We start from the raw sequence: 22,851 nt of genomic DNA, 5'->3' as shown, positions 1-22,851 counted from the left end.
TCAGCGGATCTGGTTGATCAGTGCCGCCCCGGACACCACCACCCGGTTCTCCGGTGACAGTCCCTTGACCACGACAACCGTTCCCGCATCCAGCACGCGAGCTTCAACCGGCTGAGCGATAAAGCGCTGCGTGCCGGACTTGATCCACACCACCGGCAGGTTGCTGCCATTGCGCACCAGGGCCTCGCTTGGCAATGCGATGCCCTTGACCGTCTCGGTCAGCGTCGCAACCACCGTCACTGGCTGCCCGATGGCAAGTGGTGCCGCATTGCCCGTCAGCCGGAACATCAGCGGCACGGCGCCGTTCTTCAGGCTGCGGCCGGCGCCGATGAATTCCAGCTTGCCTCCGTCCGACCGGCCCAGGGTCCCACCCTGGATACGGTTGGCAAGCGAGGCATCCGCGGTGCTGGCCTCGATCAGCATCCGGACCGGGTCAACCACTTCATACAGCACGTCGCCAGCAGAAGCGACCTGGCCCGCCAGCACATTGGCAGTGGCGATAACGCCGCTGGCTGGCGCGGTCAGCGTGTCGGTCTGGTGCAGGCTCTTGCCCACCGCCTCGCGCTGGCCGGAAAGACTCTGGACCTCGGCGCGGGCGGCTTCGATCTCCTTGCGCGGGATGCTGTCCTGCAGCGATTCCAACCGCTGCAGCCGTTGCCGGGCCAGCTTCAGGTTGGCGCTCAGGTTGGCGAACTGCGCCTGCTGGTTGCCGATATCGAAGGGCTCGCTCTTGTGCCGCAGCACGGCCAGCACCTGGCCCTCGCTGACACGCTGCCCCAGCAGCGGGAAGCCTCCCGGCGGCGGCTCGATCCAGCCTGGGTGCCCTGCCTGCAGGCGCCCACCCGCATTGGGGTCGATCGCCACCACGGCATTCAGCTCTACGGTTACGGGGTGCAAGGCTGCCTGCGGCATCGTGGTTCGTATGCCCATACGGCGTTGCGCGAGCTTGGGCACCTGGACACTGCCGTCGGGCAGCCGGGCCAGGCCGCCGCTGCCGGACACCGCTCCCGGTGCATCAAGGTGTTCGCCACCGGGCCCGTGCGCACCGGGGCCGGCCAGTGCCGGCATGGTTGCGCAGGCAGCCAGCGCAATGGCGATCGTTGCAAACCTGGTTGTCTTCAGCATGTCGGGCCTCAGCTCTTCTTATGGACATTGCGGCGCCTCACGCCCCAGGCTGCGGCAGCCAGGACAGCCGCCACGAGCAGGACAAGCCACGGCCAGCGTGCTTGCCAGAAGGGGCCGAGGAGGCCATGGGCATGCCCGTCCGCGGCAACATTCAGGCTGCCCTCGATCAGGTCCGACTCATCGCCGGCAACAAGCGTGAACACGAGCGCATGGTGGCCCGGTTGGCGCAGCGCCTTGAGGAGTTTCTCGTCGGTAAAGGAGTAATCGCCGAAGTCGGCATGCAGCTTGCCTTGTGCCTTGATGCCGTTGAACTCGACCTCCAGCGTGCCGTTCAGCACCGGCTCGTTGGTGACGTAGCGGTCGACCATCACCGACAGCTCATCGGGGGCCAGCGTGCCAACCAGCTCGAACGCTTCCGTATTGGCTTCGATGACGGGCTGGGCATTCGCCGCGGCGCCGGTGCTCGCCGGCGCATCCAGATGCTCGCCATTGGGGCCATGGGCGCCCGGCGCCGCATGCGCGGCGCAGGCGAGGGACAAGAGCAGGGTAAGGAAGAACTGGCGGATCATGGCAGGACTCCGAGAGCCTGGTTCAGGTTGGCAGTGGCGATGCCACGCCGGGCACGCTGGCGCGCCAGGTCGGCTTCGGCTTCGAGGGCCTGGTTCTGTGCGCGCAGCACTTCAGGCAAGCCGATTTCGCCGGCATTGAAAGTTCTGCGCAGTAGTGCCGCCCGTTCGGACAGCGTGGCGTTGCGCTCTTCGGCAAGTCTGAGCTGCTGCTCTGAGAGCGACAGCGTCGCCTGTGCCGCGTCGATCGCGGAGCGGACGATGCGTTCGGTGCGATCGAGTTCGGCCCGGGCTGTCATCAGTCCAGTCTGAGCGGCAGTCTCGCGTGGCAGATTGCGCGCATCGGTAGCGAACGGGATCCTGATGAACAGGCCGACGGTCTGGTCGCTGGGCATGCCGCCGCCCGCACGGTCGTTGCGGTACATCACGCCGACTTCCGGCGGGTCGCGGCGCGATTTGCGCAAGTAGCCCACCTGGCGCTCGCTGCGCAGCACGGCCTGCTGCGCAGCTTCCAGCCTTGGATGGCTCACGGCACCGGCGGCAGGATCGGTCACTGGCGCTGCCGCTTCGTCATATCGCAGCGGCAACGCCGATACGCCAGTCGCTTGCAGCAGCCGCGCCCTGGCATCCACCAGCCGGGCCTCGCTGTCCGCGAGCAGGCCCTGCGCCGCCAGGTAGTCCTGCTGCGCCAGCAGCAGGTCGGTGCGCGCCAGGTCGCCGGCGGTGACCCGCCGCCGAACATCGTCGCGCAGCGACGCGGCGATCTCTGTGCGGCGCCGCAGCACATCGCGTTCCCCTTCCACGGCCACGAGCTGCCAGACGCGCTCGCGCACCTCCGCGGCAACGTTCAGCCGCGCCAGGGCGGCGCCGGCTTCGGCCTCGGCCGCTTGTGCGTCGGCCAGGTCCCCGCGTGCCGCACGCTGGCCTGGCATCCACACCGGGACGCCAAGCTGGACCTCGCTCTCACGCAGGCCGCGCTTTTCAGTCCAGCGGTCATCGCGGTGCAGCAGGCCAAGCGTGGGCGGCCCGGCGATCAGCGAATCCGCCTGGACCCGGCTGGCCGCCGCCTCCAGGCGCCGCCCCTCGGTCGCCTGGAGGGCAACGGACCGCTCCCACGCGGTATTGAAAAGCGCGTGCAGATCCGCCGGCGCAGGCTGGCCATGGGCCGACGGCGCCAGCAGCGCGGACGCAACAATGGAAATGAAGAACTTCTGCATGGAATCCCCAACGCAAATCGCGATAACACAGGCAATGCGGCGGGGCGCGGCGCAAGCCATTGCGCCACGTCAGGCAATCAGGAGGTCAATGCCCCGCCGTCAGGCGGGCGCGTGAGGGGGGCGTAAGGGTGGACTGCCGCCGGGGTCAGGCATGCGGCCGCCGAGGAATAACGGCTCGGGCTGCGTCTGCTGCGCCAGCGGCAACAGCAGGCCCGCGGGCAGCGGCGCCTGGAAGTGGGTGCCGTAGTCGAAGTCGAGTTGATGCGACGCGGATGCTGTGGAATCGTCGAACGCGATTTCCCCGTCGTCATCGTGGTGATGGGGGACATGCTCGGCGTGCGCCGCCATATGGTCCGGCGGGAAGCCCGCTGAATGCGTGAGTTGCCGCTGCGCTGCGGCCAAGGCCTGCAGCGGCAGGATCAGCATCAGGAGGATGGCAATCACGCGCGACATAGGGCGGGATTCTACCTGACCTAAAGGGGGCTGGCGCGGGACTGGCGGGACGACCGTGTAACCGATTGTGGCGGCAAGGCCGCCGAACGTTAATCTCTTCGTAGCTCTAGCTGACGTACGCTCTACCCACTGCGCAGCGCCTCACTTTCGCAGCAGGTACGAGCCTGTGGGTTCTTGGCCGATAGCAGGCGCACGTAGGCGGACCAAGGCAAGGAGAACGCCTGGGCAAGGGTGGTGAGCTCAAGTGATGTTCTGGGCGCACATTTGCCAGGCAGTGTCTGGAAAATTCCATGAACGGGCGATTTGGGCAGATACCGTCCGGCAGATCCGATCGAACGGCCACGCTTGATGCGGCTTTCACGAGGACTGTCTGACGGTGCCGAAGCACCGCCAGCCCAGAGGCACTGCTATGCCGCAAGCGGCCCAGCTGCCATCAAGGCATCCAGCTTTGCCTTCACCATTTCAAGCAGGCAGAGCGCGCTGAAGCACGCTTCCGAGCGCACGCTTTGCTGCTCCAGCAGCACGAGCACGCCTTCAATGCCGGCACGCACTTCATGCAGGCACGCGTTGGTTTCGATTGTATCGACCATTACTGACTCCTTACCGGGTTAATGCGCGCCACTCATTTGAAGGTGAGGGTGGCGGGCCAGACAGCGAGGGTGGAAACCCGGTTAGAACAGGGAAGAACCCGGTCAGCCTTTCAGCTGCCTCGCTCGGCCCGCCTTAGAACCAGACATGTTCGTGCGAGCAGAGGCGTTGCCGTTTGAAAGCGCAACGCCTGTCCCTGTTCCGACCTTCGGGTTTCCACGCCCGGTCATCGGCGATCCGATGACGTGACCAGTATTTCCTGCCGGAGTCGTGCACGCGATAAGAGATGTCGCATTTTGGAGCGGTTGGGCGAAGCTTGCCGCAACGCGATTGAGTAGGAAATCGCTGAGTCTTGGAATGCGAGGTGGTCGCTGTGCGGTTGGTTGTCGCTCTTGACTAGCGTGGGCTGTTTCGCCGGCGTAGCCGGCGACTTACTTCTTGTCCAAGCGACAAGAAGTAAGCAAGAAACGCGTCGCCTATGCGGCTGGCCATAAATTGCACGGCGTTGGTGGTTCGCACGGTGGTGCTTGCCGTTTGGGCTTGGGTGCCCGTTCGACCCTGCTACGCCATGTGAGTGTGGGACAGTGCCTGCGTTAACCCACTATTGAACGATCCCCATGCAGGGCGTAGGCCGCCTGCTGCCAGCCGTATCGCGGGGACGCCTACGGCTGCTGCGCGGGCTCAAAATGCGCTGACGGTCATTGGGCGCTTGCGCGGAGCGCAGCCGAAGGCGTTGACGCGATATCTGCGTCCAATAGTCGGTTGACGTAGGCACCGGACAGGGAGCGTAGCTGGGTCGAACGGGCACCCAAGCCCAAACGGCAACCACCGCCGCCATATGACCAACACCGTGCAATTTATGGCCAGCCGCCCAGGCGACGCGTTCTTTGCCTACTTTCTGTCGCTCGGACAGAAAGTAGGTCGCCGGCTACGCCGGCGAAACAGCCACGCCCGCCAAGCACGACAACCGACCGCATGGAACCAAGCCAAATCATGAGTTCCCAATCCCGCCACCGATGATCTTGGCCAGAGATCCGTCCACACCATGCTCCCCCACCTGAGCCACAAAATCCTCCCCCTCCGGCAACCCCAACGAAAACCTCACCGGAAAATTCACAGCAATCCCGCCTTCACCAGGCACCGGCCGAACCACCTCCCGCGCCTGCACATGCGGATCCTCAAACAGCGCCGTCGCCCCCAGCACCGGCGAGAACGGAACATCCAGCGGCCCGAAGAATGCCTCCCACTCGGCCAGGTCGCGCGTGCGGAACACCGCCGCCATCAGGTCATTGACCTCCACCTTGTGCCCGTACCGTCCAGCCCGCGTGGCAAAACGCGGATCGCGCAGGGCCGGGAATTCTTCGCCCAGCGCCTCGCACAGATTGACCCAGAACTTGTTCTCGAGGATGCCCATCGCCAGATGCAGGCCATCACGCGTTTCGAAGAGATCGTTCTCCGGCATCACGGTAGGGGATGCCTGCGGCGATGCCTCATGCCCGCGCGCGGCCCAGGCGCCATGGGCGGTCCACGACAGGATCGCGTCATGGATCGAGACATCCAGATGTTGACCCTGTCCGTTCTGGCGCGCACTCATGATTGCCACCGCAAGCGACAGCGCCGCGTAGCCGGAGGCGGCGTAATCCGACACCCGCACGCGCGGGCGCGAGACCTTGTCGTGCACCTGCACCGGCGTCGCCCAATAGCCGGCCAGCGCCAGGTAGTTCAGGTCATGCCCGGCGTGGCTGGCATAGGGGCCAGTCTGGCCGAAGCCCGAGACCGAACACAGCACGATGGCGGGATTGACCGCCGCCAGCGCTTCATAGCCCAGCCCGAGCCGCGCCATCACGCCGGGGCGGAAGCCTTCCACTACGGCATCGGCATTGCGCACCAGGTCAAGGAAGGCTTCACGGCCTGCATCGGTCTTCAAGTCCAGCGCAACCGAGCGCTTGCCGCGGTTGAACTGCGCGAATACCGTCGGACCGAGCTGCCGCGCAGTATCGCCGGTGCCGGGTTGCTCGACCTTGATCACATCCGCGCCCAGTTGCCGCAGCAGGCTGCATGCATGCGGACCGGGCAGCAACTGGCTGACGTCGATGATGGTGACGTCCTTGAGACAGGACCATTCTGGCTTCATACAGGGCCTTGGGGGAGAAGGAAGGAAGGGGTGCCGCACGCGCGGAAGGTGGCGTGCGGCGCGGGGCGGGCAGGGCGCTCAGCCCAGGTCGCCGACCATGCCGATCGACTTCATCAGGTCGCCGTAACGCGCGTTGTCGCTGGCGACAATGGTGCCGAACTGCGCGGGCGAGGCGCTGCGGCGCAGTTCGCCGGCATTGGCCTTGAGCTGGGCATCAAACACGCCGGCCGTCTGCAGGGCACCAACGGCGGCGTGGAGCTTCTGCGCCAGTTCGGCCGGGAAGTTGGCCGGTGCGAACAGGCCGCTCCAGTTGTCGATGACGAAGCCCGGGGGCAGGGCTTCGGCCATGGTCGGCACGTCCGGGAAGAACGGCGAACGGGCGGCCGCAGTGACGGCAAGCACCCTGACCTGGTTATTGCGCACGTACTGTGTCGCGGTGCCGAGCACCGGCATGCCGAACTGGGTTTGTCCTGTCAGCATGGCGGTGATGATCTCCGGCGCACCCTTGTAAGGGATATGCACGGCGTCACAGCCGGTCTGGTGCAGCATGGTTTCCACCGCGAGATGGGCGATGCTGCCCTTGCCGCCGGAGCCGTAGTTGAACTTGCCCGGCGCCTTCTTCATGGCGGCGATCAGTTCGGCAGCGGTCTTGTAGGACGACGAGACCGGCACCACCAGCGCGGACGGCCCGCCAGACAGTGCGGTGATCGGCGTGAAATCCTGCGCCGGGTCATACGGCATCTTGCGGTACATGTGCACGTTGATCACGTGCGTATTGGCCAGGATGCCCAGCGTATAGCCATCGGGCGCGGCACGGCGCAGCGCGCTGGCGCCGATGATGCCGCCAGCGCCGGGCATGTTCTCGACCACCAGCGGCTGGCCGAGCTTCTTGCCCAGCTCCGCCGACAGCGTGCGGGCCACGTTGTCGGGCGTGCTGCCGGCGATAAACGGAACGATCAGCCGGATCGGGCGGCTGGGGTAGCTGGATGAAGCGCTGGCGGCGCGGGCCGGCAGCAGCAGGCTGCCCAGCGCGGCGGCGCCGGCGGTGGCAAGCCAGTTTCGGCGGTTCATGCTTGGTCTCCGTGGTCTTGTCTTATGGTCTTCATGCCGGCGGCGACCGTGCCGCCGGCACGGTCAGGCCTTCTGCTGCTGCAGCGGTTCAAGGATAGCGCGCGCAATGGTATTGCGCTGGATCTCGCTGGTGCCGGTGAAGATGCGGAACATGCGCAGCTTGCGGAAGGTCTGCTCCACCGGGTGGCCGCGCGTGACGCCGACGTTGCCGTGGATCTGCACTGCCTTGTCCGCCACCTCGAAGCAGCGTTCCGAGACAAAGAGCTTGCACGCCGCGGCCTTCATGCGCAGGTCGGCGCCGGCATCGGCCAGCGCGGCGGTATGCGTGATCATGCTCTCGCAGGCCCACAGCGCGGCGGCCATGTCGGCCAGCATGTGCTGGATCGCCTGGAAGCGCGCGATCGGCCCGCCGAACTGGCGGCGCTGGCCGGCATATGCCACCGACGACTCATATGCCCTGGTGGCCAGCCCCAGCATGCTGGGGCAGTGCAGCAGGCGGTTCACGTTGATGCGCGACATGCCCAGCTTGAAGCCGTTGCCTTCGCCGCCAAAGATATTGGCGCGCGGCACGCGCACGTTCTCGAAGCGGATGTCGCCGTCGATATGCTGGCCCGACATCGGCACGTACTCGTTGCTTACCGTCACGCCGGGCAGGTCCAGGTCGACCAGCACCGCGGTGATGGCCGGCGGCGTGGTGGTGGCGTCGGTCACGCACATGACGATGGCAAAGTCGGCGAACGGCGCGCCGCTGATGTAGTGCTTGCCGCCGTTGATGACCAGCTCGTCGCCATCGGCCACGGCCGAGGTCCTGATGCTTTGCGCGTCGGAGCCGGAATGCGTTTCCGTCAGTGCGAAGCAGGTCGATTTCTCGCCGCGGATCACGGGCTCGAAGTAGCGCTTGAGCTGGTCCGGGGTGGCGTACTTGAGCATATTGCCCACGCGCGGCGGGCCGCCCAGGTCGCCCAGCACGTGCGCGGCCAGGGTGGAGCCGCTGGCGGCCAGGTCGGCCTTGAGCGCGCATTGCTCCTGGATGTTCAGGCCCTTGCCGCCGAGCGATGTCGGCAGGCAGGCGGCGTAGAAGCCCAGTTCGCTGGAGCGGCGCCAGACCTTGCGCAGGGTCTCGCGCGGCCACGGGTCTTCAGAGCCCAGGCCGAGTTCCTGTTCCAGCGGGCGCAGTTCTTTGTCGATAAAGCGGCGGATGCCGGCGCGGGTTTCCAGCAGTACGGGATTGGTCAGGTGGTCGAACATGGCGGACTCCTTCAGTTCACGCGGCGGCCGACGCCTTGCCAGTAGCGTTCGCGCACGATCTTGCGGGCCAGCTTGCCGCTGGCGTTCTTGGGCAGCTCGGCGACAAAGTCCACCGAGCGCGGCGACTTGTAGTCGGCAATGCGCTCGCGGCAGTGCGCGATCAGCTGCTGCGCGGTGGCCTCGCGCCCGGGGCGCAGCGTGACCACGGCCTTGACGCTTTCGCCCCAGGTGTCGTCCGGCACGCTGATGACGCAGGCTTCCAGCACGTCGGGGTGCTGGTACAGCGCGGCTTCCACCTCGGTCGGATAGACGTTGAAACCGCCGGAGATGATCATGTCCTTCTTGCGGTCGACCAGGTACAGGTAGCCGGCCTCGTCCACGCGTGCCATGTCGCCGGTGTGCAGCCAGCCATCGATGATGGTCTCGCGCGTCAGCGCGGGCTCGTTGAAGTAGCCGTGGAACACGTCCTCGCCGCGGATCACCAGTTCGCCGATCTCGCCCACGGCGACCTCCTTGCCGTGCTCGTCGACCACGCGCACTTCGGTCTCGCCCAGGGCGCGGCCGCAGGAGGCCAGGCGCTCAGGATGGTTGGCAATGGCGTCGGCATGGTCGGTGGTGGACAGACGTGTGACGCCTGAGGTCGATTCGCTGGCGCCATAGCCCTGCGACAGGATCGGGCCGATGCGCTCCCAGGCCTCGCGGATGCGTGCCGGCGCCATCGGCGCGGCACCGTAGGCCAGGGTCTTCAGGCTGGACAGGTCGGCCTGGGCCAGCGTGGGCTCGGCCAGCAGCATGTTGATCATGGCCGGGACCATGAACACGTGGGTGATGCGCAGCCGCGCCACCTCGGCCAGGAAGTGCGCGGGCTCGAATTTCTCGAACAGCACCAGCGTGGCGCCCTGGTACAGGTAGGGCTGCATCAGCATGCCGGAGGCGTGCGTGACCGGCCCGATCAGCGCCAGCCGGTCGCCCGGGCGCGCCGGGCGGTCCATGCCGGACACCATCTTGCGCAGCGCCGCCATGCGGTTGCCGTAGCTCTGCATGGCAGCCTTGATCTTGCCGGTGGAGCCGGACGAGAAGTGCAGCACGGCCAGGTCGTCGGGGGCAGGGGTGATGTCAGGCGGCGTGGTGCCGGCGTTGGCCAGCAGCGCCTCATATTCGACATAGCCCGCCGGCGCATCGCCGATGGCGATAAAGGTCTCGATGGCGCCGAAGCCGGCCGTGGTGCGCGCATAGCCGGTGTAGCCGGGGCCGGCGATCAGCACGCGCGGGGTGCAGTTTTCGACCACGTCGCTGGCCTCGGCCGCGGTGAAGCGCGGGTTGAGCGCCGCCTTGACCAGGCCGGCCTTGTACAGCGCGCATTCCAGTTCGACCAGCTCGGGGCGGTTGCGCGACTGCACCGCGACGCGGTCGCCGGGCCGCAGGCCCAGTGCCAGCAGCGCATTGGCCAGGCGCGTGGAACGTTCGTCCAGCTGGCGATAAGTCACCACCTGGTCCTGGTAGAGGATGGCGGGCTGGTCGCCCCAGTAGCGCGCGGCGCGGCGCAGGAAATACGCGAAACCCATGCTGTCTCCGTTGATGCCTGTTGATTCCGGTGAGCTTTTACGTGTGCTCGTGCGCCGTAGTCTGTAAGATGACAGGCATCACCACAATGACGCATTGGCTATAAAGTCATAACCATCAGGAATGTGAGGCAATGGAGACGCGGGATATCGAGTACATCCTCGCCGTGGCGGCGCACGGCGGCATCGGCCGTGCCGCGGACGCGCTGGGGATCAGCCAGCCGGCGCTGACCAAGGCGGTGCAGCGGGTGGAGACCCAGGCCGGGCTGCCGCTGTTCGAGCGCACCGCCAACGGCATGACCGCCACCTACGCCGGCACGCGCTTCCTGGAGCGGGCGCGGCGCATCCAGCTGGAATACGAGGACGGCATCAAGGAGATGCTGGGGATCCGCACCGGCGAGCAGGGCATCCTGCGCGTGGGCTATTCGCCGTCGATCCCGGGCAGCGTGATCCTGGGTGCTTGCCGGCAACTGGTGCGCGAGCGTCCCGTGGCGCGTCTGCGGCTGCGCCGCAGGTTGGCGCGCGACCTGCTGGACCTGCTGGCGGCGGGGGAGCTGGATGTGGCGGTGGCGCCGGCGCCTTCGGCAGCCTCATCGACCGGCCTGGCGGTACAGCCGCTCTTTGACGACCGGCTGGTGGTGGTGGCGGACGAGGGCCATGCCTTGCTGCAGCGGCGCAAGCTGCGGCTGGCGGACCTGGCGGACCAGGAATGGCTGCTGCCCGAAGGGCATATCACGCTGCGCCAGCAGGTGGACGCGGCGTTCCGCCAGCGCGGCCTGCCGGAACCGCAGCCGCGCATCGAGATCGACTTTGGCAGCAGTTCGCTGTTTGCGCTGATGCAGGGCACGCAGATGCTGAGCATCGCCAATGAAGGCGGCGATGCCATGCAGCACGGCCTGCGCGTGCTGCCGCTGGGCGTGGAGGAGCTGGACCTGCGCCGGAACATCGGCGTGATCTCGCGCGAGGGCGCCTACCTGTCGCCGCTGGCGCAGCGCCTGACGGTGCTGCTGAGCGAGCACAGCCGCTGAGGCAGCGGCAGGGCCACGCGGTTATTGCAGCGGGATCTTAGCCACCTCCGCCAGCCGCTTCCAGCGCTGGATCTCGTCCTTCTGGTACTGCAGCATTTCGGCAGGCGACGACAGGATCAGCTTGGTCGACTGGCGCGTGTAGTACTCGCGCACATCCGGGGCCCTGCCGGCCTGCGCAAACAGGTCCTGCAGCCGTTTCACCACCGCCGGCGGCGTCTTTGCCGAGACCGCAGCGGCCACCCAGTTATAGGCCAGGAAGTCGGGCAGGCCGGCTTCGACGATGGAGGGCACGTCCGGCAGCAGCGGCGAGCGCTGCGGTGCGGTGTAGGCCAGCGCGCGCACCTTGCCGCCGCGGACCAGTTCGATGGCGCCGGTGGCATCCACCACGGCGAAGTCGACATTGGCCGCCATCACGCCGTTGATGGCATCGCCCGCGCCCTTGTACGGCACGGCGGTGGTCTTGATGCGGGCCAGTTCGTTGAGCCACTCCGAGTAGAGCGTGTAGGAGATCGAGCCCGAGCCGTAGTTGAGCGCGCCGGGGCGCTTGCGGGCATCTTCCAGCAGCTCGGCCAGCGTGCGGTAGGGCGAGCTTGCCGGCACGATGATCACGCATGGCCCGCGCGACAGCAGCGTGATCGGCGCAAAGTCCGTCAGCGGGTCATACGGCAGCTTGCGGAAGGTGGCGGCATTGGTCGACAGCGTGGAATTGCTGCCGATAAAGACGGTGTAGCCGTCAGGCGGCGCGTTCAGCGCGGTCTGCACACCGATAAAGCCGTTGCCGCCGGGCTTGTTCTCAACCACCACGCCCTGGCCGGTCAGCTCGCCGATCTTCTTGGCGAACATGCGCGCGGTGGTGTCGGTGCCGCTGCCGGAAGGGAAGGGCACGATAAAGCGGATCGGGCGGGATGGGAAGGCGTCGGCGGACTCGGCGGCGGGCGCTGCCAGCGGCGTGGCGGTGCCGATGGCCGCCAGCGCGGCGGCAGCGAGTCCGAGGAAGCGGCGGCGGGAACGGAAGGCCTGTTGCATGGTGTCTCCTGAGCGTGGAATGCCCGGCGTGTTCCCGCCGGTGCAAGGGGATAAGCGGGGATAAACGGGGGCTTAACGGCGCAAGCCGAGCAGGTCGCGTGCAATCACCCAGCGGTGCACCTCGCTGGGCCCTTCGTAGATGCGCATCAGACGGGTCTCGTTGGCCATCTGCTGCAGCGGCAGCTCCTTGGTCATGCCCATCGCGCCGAAGGTCTGCATGGCATGGTCGATCACGTCCCACGCCATCTCGGTGGCGAATACCTTGATCATCGATACCTGCGTGCGCGCCTCGTCGCCGGCGTCGATGCGGCTGGCGGCTTCGTAGGTCATCAGGCGGCAGGCGTGGATGCGCGTCGCGGCGTCGGCCACCCACCACTGGATCGCCTGGCGCTGCGCCAGCGGCGCGCCGAAGGTCTGGCGCTGCGGCGCGTACTCGCAGAGCATGTCCAGCGCGCGCTGCGCCCGGCCGATGCACCACGCGGCCATCTGCACGCGGCGCGTGGACAGCCGCGTCTGCATCGGCGCAAAGCCCTGGCCTTCGGTGCCCAGCAGCTGCGAGGCGGGGATGCGGCAGTCTTCCAGCACCACCTCGTAAGTCGATGCGCCGCCGATCATCGGGATGCGGCGCTCCACCCGGAAGCCCGGCGTGCCGCGCTCGACGATAAAGGCCGAGATGCCGCCGCGCGCGCCCTTGGCCTTGTCGGTCACGGCCATGACGATGGTCCAGTCGGCGCGTGCCGCGCGGCTGATCCAGATCTTGCGGCCGTTCAGCACCCATTGGTCGCCGTCGCGTTCGGCGCGCGTGGTCATCATGGCGGGGTCGCCGCCGGCGCCGGGTTCGGAAATGGCGATGGCCGACACGGTCTCGCCGCGCGCGTAAGGGGCCAGGTAGCGCTCGCGCTGGGCCTCGCTGGCGCTCAGCATCAGCATGCGCAGGTTGGGCGAGTCCGGCGGCAGTTCGTAGGGCGTGATGGTCTTGCCCAGTTCTTCGTTGACGCCCACCATGGCCACCGTGGGCAGGTCGGCGCCGCCCATCTCTGTGGGCGCATCCAGGCCCCACAGGCCCAGTTCGCGCGACATCGCGTCAAGCCGCGCGTGCTCTTCCGGCAGCAGCGTCATCTGCCCGCCGGCGGCTTCGCGCGCCAGCACCGCGGGTTCCAGCGGGATCAGCTGGTCGCGCACAAAGCGCGCGACCAGGTCCTTGAGCATCCGGTGTTCTTCGTCCAGTTCAAAGTTCATGCCCTGTCTCCTGCTGATTCGTTATGGTTGACTGACACCTTGCGCGAGGCCCAGCTCCTGCAGGACTTCGGCGGTGTGTTCGCCCAGTCCCGGCGCATGGCGGCGCAGCGACAGCGGCGTGGCCGAGAAGCGCGCGGCGGGGCGCACTTCGCGCAGCGGGCCTTCGGTGGGGTGCTGGGTTTCCTGGAACAGGCCGACGGCGCGCAGGTGCGGGTGGTCGACCAGTGCGTCCAGGCCGTAGATCGGCGTGGCGGGGATGTCGAGCGACTCGAACAGCGCCATCCATTCATCGGTGGTGCGCGCCGGCGTCAGCTCGGCCAGGTGACCGTACAGCGCGCGGATATTGGCGTTGCGCTGCGCGCGGTCGGCCACCTCGTAGCGCTCGGCCAGGTCGTCGCGGCCCACCGCGCGGAAGAAGGCTTGCCAGTGGCGCTCGGTGTAGGGCAGGGCGCAGATCCAGCCGTCGCGGGTCGGCGCGGGGCGGCGCCCGCCCTGCAGCAGACGGGCGTAGCCGGCACCGGCGGGCGCGGGCTCGAAGGTCAGGCCGCCCAGGTGCTCGGCCATCACGAACGCGGTCATGGTCTCCAGCATCGGCACCTCCACCGACTGGCCGACGCCGTGGCGCTCGCGGTACAGCAGGGCTGCCAGCACGGCGTTGGCCAGTGCCAGCCCGGTGGTCTTGTCGGCGATCAGGCTGGGCACGTACTCCGGGCGATCGCCGGCGGTGGAACCCAGCGCGACCAGCCCGCAGCCGGCCTGGATGATGTCGTCGAAGGCCGGCTTGTCGCGGTGCGGACCGTCCTGGCCGAAGCCGGTGGCCACGCAGTAGACGATGCGCGGGTTGATGCGCGCCACTTCGGCATAGCCGAAGCCCAGCCGCTCGATCGCGGCTACGCGCATGTTGTGCACCAGCACGTCGGCGCTGGCGATCAGCCCGCGCAGCGCCTCGGCGCCCTCGGGGGTCTTCAGGTCGAGCACGACCGAGCGCTTGTTGCGGTTCAGCGCCAGGTAGATCGAGCTCATGCCGGCGTGCTGCGAGACGCCGTTGGCGCGCATCAGGTCGCCCTCGGGCCCTTCGATCTTGATCACGTCGGCGCCAAAGTCGGCCAGCACCTGCGTGGCCAGCGGCCCGAGCACGACCGCGGTGAGGTCCAGCACGCGGATGCCGTCCAGCGGGCCGGCCGGCGTGGCGCGGGTGTCTTGTTCGCTCATCGGGGCCACTCCTTCAACGGCGCTTGAAAACAGGGGCGCGGCGCGCGGCCATGGCGGCGACGCCCTCGCGGAAGTCTTCGCTGCGGAACTGTCCGTGCTGGATTGCCAGTTCGCGCTGGTTGATCTCGGCGATGCGGTCGGCCAGCCCTTCGCGCAGCGTGGCGCGCGTGGATTCCACGGCCAGCGGGGCGGAGGCGGCGATCTCTTGCGCCAGGGCCATGGCGCGGGCATTGACCTGCGCCTTTTCCACCAGTTCATCGGCCAGGCCAATCTCGACCGCGTCGGTGCCGGTGATGCGCCGGCCGGTGTAGAACAGCAGCGCGGCCTGCTGCTCGCCCACCAGCCGCGGCAGCGTCAGGCTCATGCCGAAACCGGGGTGAAAGCCCAGCCGGTTGAAGTTGGCGCTGAAGCGCGCCTCGGCGCAGGTCACGCGGAAGTCCGCCACCAGCGCCAGCCCCATGCCGGCGCCGATGGCGGCGCCTTCCACCGCGGCCACGATCGGCTTGCGGTTGCGGTAGAGCCTCATCGCATGCGCGTAGAAGCCGCCCGGGTCGTTGGCAACCGCGCCCTGGTCGGCGCCGCTGAAGTCAGCCCCGGCGCAGAAAGCGCTGACGCCGGACGCCAGCACGATGGCGCGGCAGTTCTCGTCGTCGTCCAGCGCCTGCAGGGTGTCGGCCAGGCACCGCATGATCTCGGCATCGACAAAATTGTGCGGCGGGCGGGACAGGACGATGCGGGCGACGTGGCCTTCATGGGTGACCTGGATATTGGCGTCGGCTGACATGCGGGGCGTTCCTCTGTGGTGGATCGGCTCGGGGGCCGGGATGGACACAGTATTCGCGCCGCGCGGCCGTACCGCTATACTCTAATTTCACTAACTGAAATTATTGGCGATGCCGGACGCCGTGCTGCCAGAGCCCTCCACCCGCCGCGTCACGCACCAGACCGGCCGCTTTACCCGCGACACCGCGGGCAGCCAGTCGCTGGAGCGCGGGCTGGTGCTGCTGCGGGCCTTCCGTGTTGGCACCACCAGCCTGACCAATGCCGAGCTGGCGGTGCGCACCGGCCTGCCGCGCCCCACCGTCAGCCGGCTGACGCGCTCGCTGGTGGATGCCGGCTTCCTGCGCTATGACGTGAACGAACGCGCCTACCGGCTGGCGCCGGTGGTGCTGAGCCTGGCCGATGCCTTCCACCAGTCAAGCCGCGCGCCGGACATTGCATTGCCGCTGATGCGCAAGGTAGCCGAGGCCGGCAAGGTCAACGTGGGGCTGGCCGTGGGCGACCAGCTGGAGATGGTGTACCTGGCGTCGATCCGGCACAGCCGCGACAGCGTGTCGCGCACGCGGCGCGTGGTGCCGGGAACCCGCGTGCCGATGGAGATGACGGCGATCGGGCTGTCATGGCTGGCGGCGCAGCCTGAGGGGGTGAGGGAGGACCTGCTGGCCGGCATTGCCGCGCGCCAGGGCGAGGCCTGGATCAATATGCGGGCCCAGGTGCTGCGCGGCATCGCGCAGGCGCAGCGGCACGGCTATTGCACCGCGGCCTACCAGCCCGGGCACCTGCTGGCCGTGGGGGCCGCATTTTCCGGGCCGGACCAGCAGCTGTACGGGCTCAATATCAGCTTCCCGTTCAACGAGAGCGAGCGCAGCCGCGACAATGCCCGCTATGCGGCCCAGCTGGCGCGGCTGGTGGCGGACATCCAGGAGGCCTGGCGCCGCGCCGCCGGATAATCCGGGTTCAGTACACCGACGGCATGCCTGCGGGCCGGTTCTTGAAGCGCCGGTGGATCCAGTAATACTGCTCCGGCATGGTGGCGATCTGGGCTTCGAGAAAGGCGTTCATGCGGCGCGAATCTTCCTCGACGCTGCCCGAGGGGAAGCCCTCCAGCGGATCGAACACGCGCAGCCGGTAGCCGCGGTAGTCGGGCAGCACCTCGGTGGTAAAGGGCACCACACGCGCGCCGGTCATGCTGGCCAGGCGCGAGGCCGAGGTCAGCGTGCAGGCCGGCACGCCAAAGAACGGCACGAACACCGAATCGTTGATGCCGAAATCCATGTCCGACGCCAGCATCACCGGGCAGCCGGCGCGCAGCGTGCGCACCACCTGCTTGCCGCTGCCGCTGCGCGGGATCATCTCGGCGCCAAAGCGCCCGCGCTGCGTGCGCGAGATTTCTTCCAGCATTGGGCTGGACATCCTGGTGTACAGCGAGGCCACCGGGTGGCGCATCGAATAGAACATGCAGCCGGCCTCGATGCCGACGAAATGGAAGCCCATGAAGATGGTCGGATGCTCCGCGCACGAGGCCAGGTCGATGCGGGTGTCCAGTTCCACCAGCTTGCCCAGGCGCTCGGCGCTGCCGAACCACTGCACGCCGCGCTCCAGATAGCTGCGCAGGACGTGGCCGAAGTGGTTCCGTGCCAGCTTGTCGCGCGTGTCTGCATCCATGTCCGGGAAGCACAGGGACAGGTTGGTATGGACAATGCGCCGGCGGCGGCTGGGGATGCGATACAGCAGCTTGCCGATCGCATCGCCCAGGCGTGCGGTGACACCGTATGGCAGGGCGGCGACGAGCTTGAAGACTGCGATGGTGAGCGCAGCCTGGAGCCGGTGTTTCATGAAGATCCTAGGGTCGGCAGCGGCGGCTCGGGCAATGGCCCCGGGCAGGCGGCTGCGCGGCAATAATTCGGCGCCACTGGCTGGTGGCGAACGGGATGCACCCGAACGACGGGAAGAGCGAGGGCCGGCCCCCGGCATATGCCTGGCGCCTGGCGCGGCACGGTGTGCGCGTCGGGGGCTGACAAAGCAAGGCGGGACGCCAGGGCGGCGCCCCCGGCACGGCGCGCGGGCTGAGGGCGGCGTGGGTGCGCTATGCGTCGCTGCTCAAGCTTTCTCTGAAGGGCGCACTGTAGCACGATGGCCGCTGCCCGGCGATGACGGTTACTACCAGTAGCAAACAGGGGGAGATTATTGCAGCGCCTGGGTGATTCAGCGGAAATGCTCGGGCCGGGGGCAGGGCATTTCCGACTGTACCGGGAGCGATCCGGAGAAAGGAAAATGGCGCTGAATAATACGCGCAGGCGGCATCGCCACGCCTGCCAATAATGACCGGCGGGATTATCGGGCAGGAATTGCTCAGGGTTTTTTCAATTCGCCCAGGTAGTAATTGACCTCGGCCAGCAGGGCGCGGTGGAATTCCGCCGGCAGGACATGGTCGTCGGTCAGCGACATCAACTGGTTGATGCGCTGGCGGAAGCGCTGCTCGGCGCTGGCGCGCGCCGCCGGCGGCAGGCCTGTGGTCAGCGAGCACAGCAGCTCGCGCATCACCAGCAGGCGCGCGCCGTACTGGATCATGGCATCGCCTTGTGTCTTGAGGTTTTGCGCCAGCTGTTCCGGCATCGTCTTGCCCGGCTCGCCAGGCGCAGGCGGAGCGGGAGTTTCGGCGGGGTTGTGGTCATTGTTGTCGGGCGCGGCCGCGCCGGTCTTTTTTCCTAGCATGGTGATCCTGAACATGGGCGAGGCTCCCTGGTACAAGCGGGGCCGGCCTGAAACGCCGGCGGCCTGGATGGCAGAAGCACTCATCATGGAAGCCTGCCGTGCACCGGACTGTGCGGCGGCAGACACTGGGACGCCTTGCGCGGCGTCAGCCGGCCAACGCCGCCGGCGCGGGTTTGCGGCCCTTGCCTGCGCGCGCCGGCGGCAGGCACAGTCCGCAGACGTAGCGGTGGCGCGCATCGTCGGCCTGCACGACATAATCGCCCCGGCAGTCCCTGCAGCGCGCCAGCCGCAGCATGCCGCGCTCATAGAAGCGCACCAGCGTCCAGGCGCGGGTAAAGCTCAGCTGCGAGGCCTCGCCGGTGGCGCACAGCTGTTCGCGGTACATGCGGTAGCTGGACAAGACCGCGCGGATTCCGTCCAGGATGCCGCGGCTGGTCATGAAGCGGTAGGCGCCAAGCAGCATCGAGGCATGGGCATTCGGGCGCCAGGAGACAAACCAGTCCGTGGAGAACGGCAGCATGCCCTTGGGCGGCGACACGCCGCACAGTTCCTTGTACAGCCGGATCAGGCGCACGCGTGGCAGCGACACTTCGGACTCCAGCACCTGCAGGCGGGCGCCCAGGCCGATCATCTCGATCGCCAGGCGGATCTGCTCAACATCCTGCAGCATGCTCTTGCCGCCAAGCGGGGTCCTGGCGCGCGGAACCGGGGCCGGTGAGCCGGCCACAGCCGTGCCGGCGATATCGTGTACATCCATTGGTCTCCTCCTGGAGATATATCGGAAATGGGCGCGGGCAAAGTGCCGGTTGCTGATCCGGCTTGCCCGGGCCTGTCACCGATAATCATGACCCGGCGTGTCACCGTGCGCGGCACGGTTTCTCTCGGGTCCGGGGCTCAGGTTTCTCGTAGTCGAGGAGGATTTTTGGATCGATCGGGGCGTTATAACCATGACATGCATCAACAATCATATTTCCGCGATTATTGTGTGTCAGGTACGGCGCCTGGATTTGACCGTCCTTATCCTGGTGTAGGAGAAGTGCCCGCACGCTATCGGACTGACGCCGATTTCATTGGCAGGCCCATGGACTACGCTGCAAGAAGACCAACGACGGAGCGATCCATGGCTGCGAACTTCCTGATCAGGCAGACGGCGCAAGGCTGGGAACTGGCGGTCGAAAGTGCCCGCAAGGGCCTGGTGCACTGCGAGGATCGCGAAATCGCCGTCAGTATCGGCATGGCTGCGGCCAGGCGGCGTGGCGTCGCGCTGATCGTGCAGGAGGAAGAGGGCGGCAATAACACCCCGAGCGGCATCACACCACTGGCTGCCTGAACGGGCCCGCCCCGCCCGATAGCGCGGTACGGCACCTAGCGTGCCATCAGAACACCCCAAGCCCCAATCCCGCTGCCAACCCCTCACCCAACTCCCCGCAACGCGCCAGGTCCCCGGCTTCGATCTGCTTGGGCGCAAGGATGCGCTCCGGTGTCTGCGCATGCGTACAGACGATCAGCCCCGGCGCCACGGCGTTGAGCCGCCAGCCAGTGGCGATGCGCTCGATCTGGCGCAGCGCATTCTGGCCATCGCTGCCGGCGCAGATCATGGTGGCGTAGGGGCGGCCGTTGATGCGGTCCAGCGCGGCGTAATAGCAGCGGTCGAAGAAGTCCTTCATCATCCCTGCCATGGCGGCCAGGTTCTCCGGCGTGGCGAAGAGATAGCCGTCGGCGGCAAGGACATCGTACGGGCCGGCCTCGGCAGCGGTCTTGAGCACGACCTTGACGCCGGGCTGCTGGCGGGCCGCGCCAGCGGCGGCCTCGGCCATCTGCCGGGTGCCTCCGGTCATGGTGTGATAGACGATCAGCAGCGTTTTCATGCTTGCGTGTGGGCTGTGTGCCGTACGTTGAAGACTGTATCACGCAGGCCGGCGACGACACTTATCGTAGAATCCGGGGCAGCCATCCTGCGCTGCCCGGCGCACGTGCCACCCCTTCATGCCGAAAGCCAAAGCCCCCGCCCTTGACCGCTCCGCCAGCGAGCAGGCCATCCAGTTGCTGGATGCCGCCACCGATCATGTTCTCGCCAATGGCTTGGGCGATCTGTCTTTGCGCAGCGTGGCGGACGCGCTCGGCACGAGCCACCGCATGCTGATCTACTACTTCGGCTCCGGGGATGGCTTCTGGCAGGCACTGTTGCATCGCATCCGCCATGCCGAGCAGGCCGCCCGCGAGCGCATGATGGTGGAAGGCATGGCTCCCGAAGCCGCGATGGAGGCGGCGTGGGAGCGCTATTCCGCCCCAGGCTACCTGCCGATCATGCAGCTGATGTTCGAGATCTACGGCAAGGCCATCCGCGACCGCGAGCGCTTCAGCGGCTTTCTGGAGGACGTCGTCGGCAGCTGGACAACCACGCTGGCGGCACGCCTGCAGCGCGACCTCGGTCTTGGCGCTGCCGAGGCCGGGCTGCGCGCGCGGGTGGAACTTGCCACCATGCGCGGGCTGCTGCTGGACCTGGTCACCACGGGTGACCGCAAGGGCACGACGGCCGCGCTGAAGTACTTCGCCGCCAGGATGGCGGCGCTTCCCCAAACCGGCAAGTAACGGCTTTTTTCCCCGGAAATCCGCGTAAACCCCGATTTTTTCCATTCGTGTACCACATGGTACATTGCATCCCACGCCTTGCGGACGAGGCGAATCGTGGCAAACCAACAGGGTGCAATATGGATCGGCGACAACTACTGGCCTGGGTGGCCGGGACTGCGGTGGCGATGGCGCTGCCAGGGATCGGGCAGGCGCAAACCTTCCCTTCGAAGCCAGTGCGGCTGGTGGTGCCGCAGGCCGGCGGCACCGGCAATGATGTGCTGGCGCGCGCGCTTGCGGAAAAGCTCAGTCGTGCCTGGAACCAGCCGGTGGTGGTGGAGAACAAGCCCGGGGCCAACGGGACGCTGGCGATCAGCTATGTGATCGGGCAGCCCGCCGATGGCTACACGCTGTTCTTCGCCGGCGTTTCCAACCTGAGCTTCAATCCCTTCCTGTATCCGAAGCTGCCCTATAACCCGGGTCGGGACCTGACTGGCGTGGCGATGCTCGCCAACTCGCCCTTTGTCTTTGTCGCGGCGCCGTCGCTCAAGGCCGATACGTTCCAGGATTTCGTGCGGATGGCCAAGGCTCGCCCCGGCGAGATCAGCTTCGCGTCGGGCGGCATCGGCAACTCCACCCACCTGGCGATGGAACTGGTCGCGCAACGCACCGGAGTCCGGCTGCAGCACGTGCCGTTCAATGGCAGCGGCGGCTCGACCAGCCTGATGAACGGGCAGACCCCGGTGATGATGAATGTGCTCGCGGGCGTGCAGCCTTACATCGCCGGCAAGAAGCTGATACCGCTGGCGGTCACCGGCGACAAGCGGCAGCCAGCCTTGCCCGCGGTGCCCACCTTCAAGGAGCTTGGCTATGACGTGCAGGTACCCGGGTGGTACGCGATCGTGGCCCGCGCAGGCACGCCCGCAGGCGTCATCCGCAAGGTCAATGCCGACATCAACCAGATCCTGGACGACCCGCAATTCCAGGGGAAGCTTGCCTTCCAGTTCCTGGATGCAATCAAGGGGCCGCCGACCGAGGTGGAGCGCTACATGAAGCGCGACGCCGATACCTGGGGCCCGATCATCCGCAACCTTGCCATTTCTCTCTGAGGACCGCTGCCATGGCACATCTCACCAAGGCCGTGCACGATTATCGCCTGGCGGCGATGCACAGGCTGATGGACAAGCTGCGCGTCGACGCGCTGGTGTTCGGCACGCCTGACTTCTTCCAGTACGCCACCAATTTCCAGCTCGATGTCTGGCCGTGGGAGCGCCCGGTGTTCGTGGTGGTGCCGCGCAATGGCGACACCTTCGCGGTCATGAACGAGCTGTCGACCAACCATATGCGCTTTGCGACGGAGAAGGGCACGGTCTGGCTTGCCGATGTCACCTACTACGCCGAGCATCCCCGTGTCTCGAACCGCCTGCCGCTGCCGGCGCAGCTGCCGGAAGTGGTTGCTGCGCTGCTGGGTGCCAGGGGGCTCGGCATGTCGCGGATTGCGGTCGACGTCCAGCATCCGATCCTGGCCGGTGCGCAGCGCTACCTGCCTGAACTCACGCTGCGGCCCGCCATGGCGGAGATGCGCAGCCTGCGCTGGGTCAAGCATGCGGAGGAGCTGCAGGTCATGCGCGAGCTAGGTGCGCTGACGGACTGGGTGCAGGATCGCTACCGCGAGAACTTCCGGCCAGGGCGGCTGGTGCAGGAGCTTGACCACGCCATGGCGGCGCTGATGTCGGAGGAGGCGGCGCGGCGCTTTCCGGGGGAGGACTTCGACATCCTCAAATGCTGGACGCTGACCGGGCCGGCTTCGGCATCGCCGCATGGCGATGGCGCCGGATGCGGCGCACGGATTTCCGCCGGCGACACCATCGTCAACCTGGTGCTGCCGCGCCTGAACGGGCTTTATGTCGAGAACGAGCGCACCTGGTTTTGCGGCCGGCCCGGCGACGAGCAGGCGCGGCTCTACCAGGTTGCGGCAAAGGCCACCGACGCCGCCGTTGCCGCGGCGGTGGTGGGCAAGCGCGTCTGCGACATGGATGCGGCCGCGCAGGCTGTGATCGAGCAGGCCGGCTGCGGGGACTACGTGTTCCATCGCACCGGCCACGCGGTCGGGCTGATGCTGCACGAATACCCGGAGGACATGGCATTCAATACCCGCCCGCTGCTTGCGGGAGAGGTGTATTCGGCGGAGCCGGGCCTCTATGTCTACGGCCTGGGCGGCTTCCGGCTGGACGATACCGTGGTGGTTGGCGACCAGCCGGAAGTCATCATCAAGACGCCGAAGACGCTGGAATACGCCACCGTGGACTAGGCGCC

Annotated in this window: 23 protein-coding genes; 6 read left to right on the top strand and 17 right to left on the bottom strand. The window is 67.2% G+C overall.

The window, feature by feature from the left end; all coding sequences use genetic code 11:
* The 9 genes from AC3WLF_RS18280 to AC3WLF_RS18240 all read right to left on the bottom strand — a co-directional run bounded on the left by AC3WLF_RS18280 (position 1) and on the right by AC3WLF_RS18240 (position 9,967).
* On the bottom strand, positions 1 to 1,125 hold the full coding sequence (locus AC3WLF_RS18280; RefSeq protein WP_492358584.1) for an efflux RND transporter periplasmic adaptor subunit: 1,125 nt from the start codon (positions 1,123 to 1,125) through the stop codon (positions 1 to 3).
* A gap of 8 nt (positions 1,126 to 1,133) precedes the next feature.
* Positions 1,134 to 1,694 carry a hypothetical protein gene (locus tag AC3WLF_RS18275; RefSeq protein ID WP_492319192.1) on the bottom strand — a complete coding sequence of 187 codons (561 nt, stop codon included), beginning with the start codon at positions 1,692 to 1,694 and terminating at the stop codon, positions 1,134 to 1,136.
* Entirely contained in the window at positions 1,691 to 2,908 is a 1,218-nt protein-coding gene (locus tag AC3WLF_RS18270) for a TolC family protein (protein ID WP_492319193.1), read from the bottom strand. The genes AC3WLF_RS18275 and AC3WLF_RS18270 overlap by 4 nt, the downstream gene beginning before the upstream one ends.
* A gap of 99 nt (positions 2,909 to 3,007) precedes the next feature.
* The gene (locus AC3WLF_RS18265; RefSeq protein WP_492319194.1) at positions 3,008 to 3,361 is read right to left on the bottom strand and encodes a hypothetical protein; all 354 of its coding nucleotides are present in this window, start codon (positions 3,359 to 3,361) and stop codon (positions 3,008 to 3,010) included.
* A 407-nt stretch (positions 3,362 to 3,768) separates the two neighbouring features.
* The gene (locus AC3WLF_RS18260) at positions 3,769 to 3,951 is read right to left on the bottom strand and encodes a hypothetical protein (protein ID WP_492319195.1); all 183 of its coding nucleotides are present in this window, start codon (positions 3,949 to 3,951) and stop codon (positions 3,769 to 3,771) included.
* Between the two features lie 989 nt (positions 3,952 to 4,940).
* Positions 4,941 to 6,083, bottom strand: coding sequence for a CaiB/BaiF CoA transferase family protein (locus AC3WLF_RS18255; protein ID WP_492319273.1), 1,143 nt, complete (start codon positions 6,081 to 6,083; stop codon positions 4,941 to 4,943).
* A gap of 78 nt (positions 6,084 to 6,161) precedes the next feature.
* The gene (locus tag AC3WLF_RS18250; RefSeq protein WP_492319196.1) at positions 6,162 to 7,154 is read right to left on the bottom strand and encodes a tripartite tricarboxylate transporter substrate binding protein; all 993 of its coding nucleotides are present in this window, start codon (positions 7,152 to 7,154) and stop codon (positions 6,162 to 6,164) included.
* 63 nt (positions 7,155 to 7,217) lie between these two features.
* Positions 7,218 to 8,402: an acyl-CoA dehydrogenase family protein gene (locus AC3WLF_RS18245; RefSeq protein WP_492319197.1), complete on the bottom strand. Its 1,185-nt coding sequence runs from the start codon at positions 8,400 to 8,402 to the stop codon at positions 7,218 to 7,220.
* A gap of 11 nt (positions 8,403 to 8,413) precedes the next feature.
* Positions 8,414 to 9,967: an acyl-CoA synthetase gene (locus tag AC3WLF_RS18240; RefSeq protein ID WP_492319198.1), complete on the bottom strand. Its 1,554-nt coding sequence runs from the start codon at positions 9,965 to 9,967 to the stop codon at positions 8,414 to 8,416.
* 131 nt (positions 9,968 to 10,098) lie between these two features.
* Here AC3WLF_RS18240 and AC3WLF_RS18235 point away from each other — a divergent pair, with 131 nt between their 5' ends.
* Positions 10,099 to 10,992, top strand: coding sequence for a LysR family transcriptional regulator (locus AC3WLF_RS18235; protein ID WP_492319199.1), 894 nt, complete (start codon positions 10,099 to 10,101; stop codon positions 10,990 to 10,992).
* A 21-nt stretch (positions 10,993 to 11,013) separates the two neighbouring features.
* On the opposite strand, the gene AC3WLF_RS18230 is transcribed toward AC3WLF_RS18235, so the two are convergent.
* From AC3WLF_RS18230 to AC3WLF_RS18215, 4 genes are all read right to left on the bottom strand, one after another.
* Complete coding sequence (locus tag AC3WLF_RS18230; protein WP_492319200.1) at positions 11,014 to 12,018, bottom strand: Bug family tripartite tricarboxylate transporter substrate binding protein; 1,005 nt, start codon at positions 12,016 to 12,018, stop codon at positions 11,014 to 11,016.
* Between the two features lie 72 nt (positions 12,019 to 12,090).
* Entirely contained in the window at positions 12,091 to 13,257 is a 1,167-nt protein-coding gene (locus AC3WLF_RS18225; RefSeq protein ID WP_492319201.1) for an acyl-CoA dehydrogenase family protein, read from the bottom strand.
* 21 nt (positions 13,258 to 13,278) lie between these two features.
* Positions 13,279 to 14,469: a CaiB/BaiF CoA transferase family protein gene (locus AC3WLF_RS18220; protein ID WP_492319202.1), complete on the bottom strand. Its 1,191-nt coding sequence runs from the start codon at positions 14,467 to 14,469 to the stop codon at positions 13,279 to 13,281.
* A gap of 13 nt (positions 14,470 to 14,482) precedes the next feature.
* Complete coding sequence (locus AC3WLF_RS18215; protein ID WP_492358583.1) at positions 14,483 to 15,253, bottom strand: enoyl-CoA hydratase/isomerase family protein; 771 nt, start codon at positions 15,251 to 15,253, stop codon at positions 14,483 to 14,485.
* Between the two features lie 109 nt (positions 15,254 to 15,362).
* Between AC3WLF_RS18215 and AC3WLF_RS18210 the strand changes: the two genes are divergently transcribed.
* Positions 15,363 to 16,199 carry an IclR family transcriptional regulator gene (locus AC3WLF_RS18210; protein WP_492319204.1) on the top strand — a complete coding sequence of 279 codons (837 nt, stop codon included), beginning with the start codon at positions 15,363 to 15,365 and terminating at the stop codon, positions 16,197 to 16,199.
* A 7-nt stretch (positions 16,200 to 16,206) separates the two neighbouring features.
* Here AC3WLF_RS18210 and AC3WLF_RS18205 read toward each other — a convergent pair whose 3' ends face one another.
* The 3 genes from AC3WLF_RS18205 to flhC form a co-directional block, all read right to left on the bottom strand.
* Positions 16,207 to 17,085, bottom strand: coding sequence for a lipid A biosynthesis lauroyl acyltransferase (locus tag AC3WLF_RS18205; protein WP_492319205.1), 879 nt, complete (start codon positions 17,083 to 17,085; stop codon positions 16,207 to 16,209).
* Between the two features lie 516 nt (positions 17,086 to 17,601).
* The gene (locus AC3WLF_RS18200) at positions 17,602 to 17,979 is read right to left on the bottom strand and encodes a hypothetical protein (protein ID WP_492319206.1); all 378 of its coding nucleotides are present in this window, start codon (positions 17,977 to 17,979) and stop codon (positions 17,602 to 17,604) included.
* 130 nt (positions 17,980 to 18,109) lie between these two features.
* Entirely contained in the window at positions 18,110 to 18,721 is a 612-nt protein-coding gene (gene flhC / locus AC3WLF_RS18195) for a flagellar transcriptional regulator FlhC (RefSeq protein ID WP_492356148.1), read from the bottom strand.
* A 363-nt stretch (positions 18,722 to 19,084) separates the two neighbouring features.
* Here flhC and AC3WLF_RS18190 point away from each other — a divergent pair, with 363 nt between their 5' ends.
* Positions 19,085 to 19,294 carry a hypothetical protein gene (locus AC3WLF_RS18190; RefSeq protein WP_492319208.1) on the top strand — a complete coding sequence of 70 codons (210 nt, stop codon included), beginning with the start codon at positions 19,085 to 19,087 and terminating at the stop codon, positions 19,292 to 19,294.
* 46 nt (positions 19,295 to 19,340) lie between these two features.
* Here the strand turns inward: AC3WLF_RS18190 and AC3WLF_RS18185 are convergent, their stop codons facing one another.
* On the bottom strand, positions 19,341 to 19,832 hold the full coding sequence (locus AC3WLF_RS18185; protein WP_492319209.1) for a flavodoxin family protein: 492 nt from the start codon (positions 19,830 to 19,832) through the stop codon (positions 19,341 to 19,343).
* 118 nt (positions 19,833 to 19,950) lie between these two features.
* Here AC3WLF_RS18185 and AC3WLF_RS18180 point away from each other — a divergent pair, with 118 nt between their 5' ends.
* The 3 genes from AC3WLF_RS18180 to AC3WLF_RS18170 all read left to right on the top strand — a co-directional run bounded on the left by AC3WLF_RS18180 (position 19,951) and on the right by AC3WLF_RS18170 (position 22,846).
* Positions 19,951 to 20,556 carry a TetR/AcrR family transcriptional regulator gene (locus AC3WLF_RS18180; RefSeq protein ID WP_492319210.1) on the top strand — a complete coding sequence of 202 codons (606 nt, stop codon included), beginning with the start codon at positions 19,951 to 19,953 and terminating at the stop codon, positions 20,554 to 20,556.
* 119 nt (positions 20,557 to 20,675) lie between these two features.
* Positions 20,676 to 21,644: a Bug family tripartite tricarboxylate transporter substrate binding protein gene (locus tag AC3WLF_RS18175; RefSeq protein WP_492350910.1), complete on the top strand. Its 969-nt coding sequence runs from the start codon at positions 20,676 to 20,678 to the stop codon at positions 21,642 to 21,644.
* Between the two features lie 11 nt (positions 21,645 to 21,655).
* Entirely contained in the window at positions 21,656 to 22,846 is a 1,191-nt protein-coding gene (locus tag AC3WLF_RS18170) for a M24 family metallopeptidase (RefSeq protein ID WP_492319212.1), read from the top strand.
* Positions 22,847 to 22,851: the final 5 nt, after the last annotated feature.

The organism is Cupriavidus sp. FW306-01-F10A (assembly GCF_058782785.1).
Note: the sequence above shows the minus strand (reverse complement) of the source record. Positions and strands in the feature narration are given on the sequence as shown.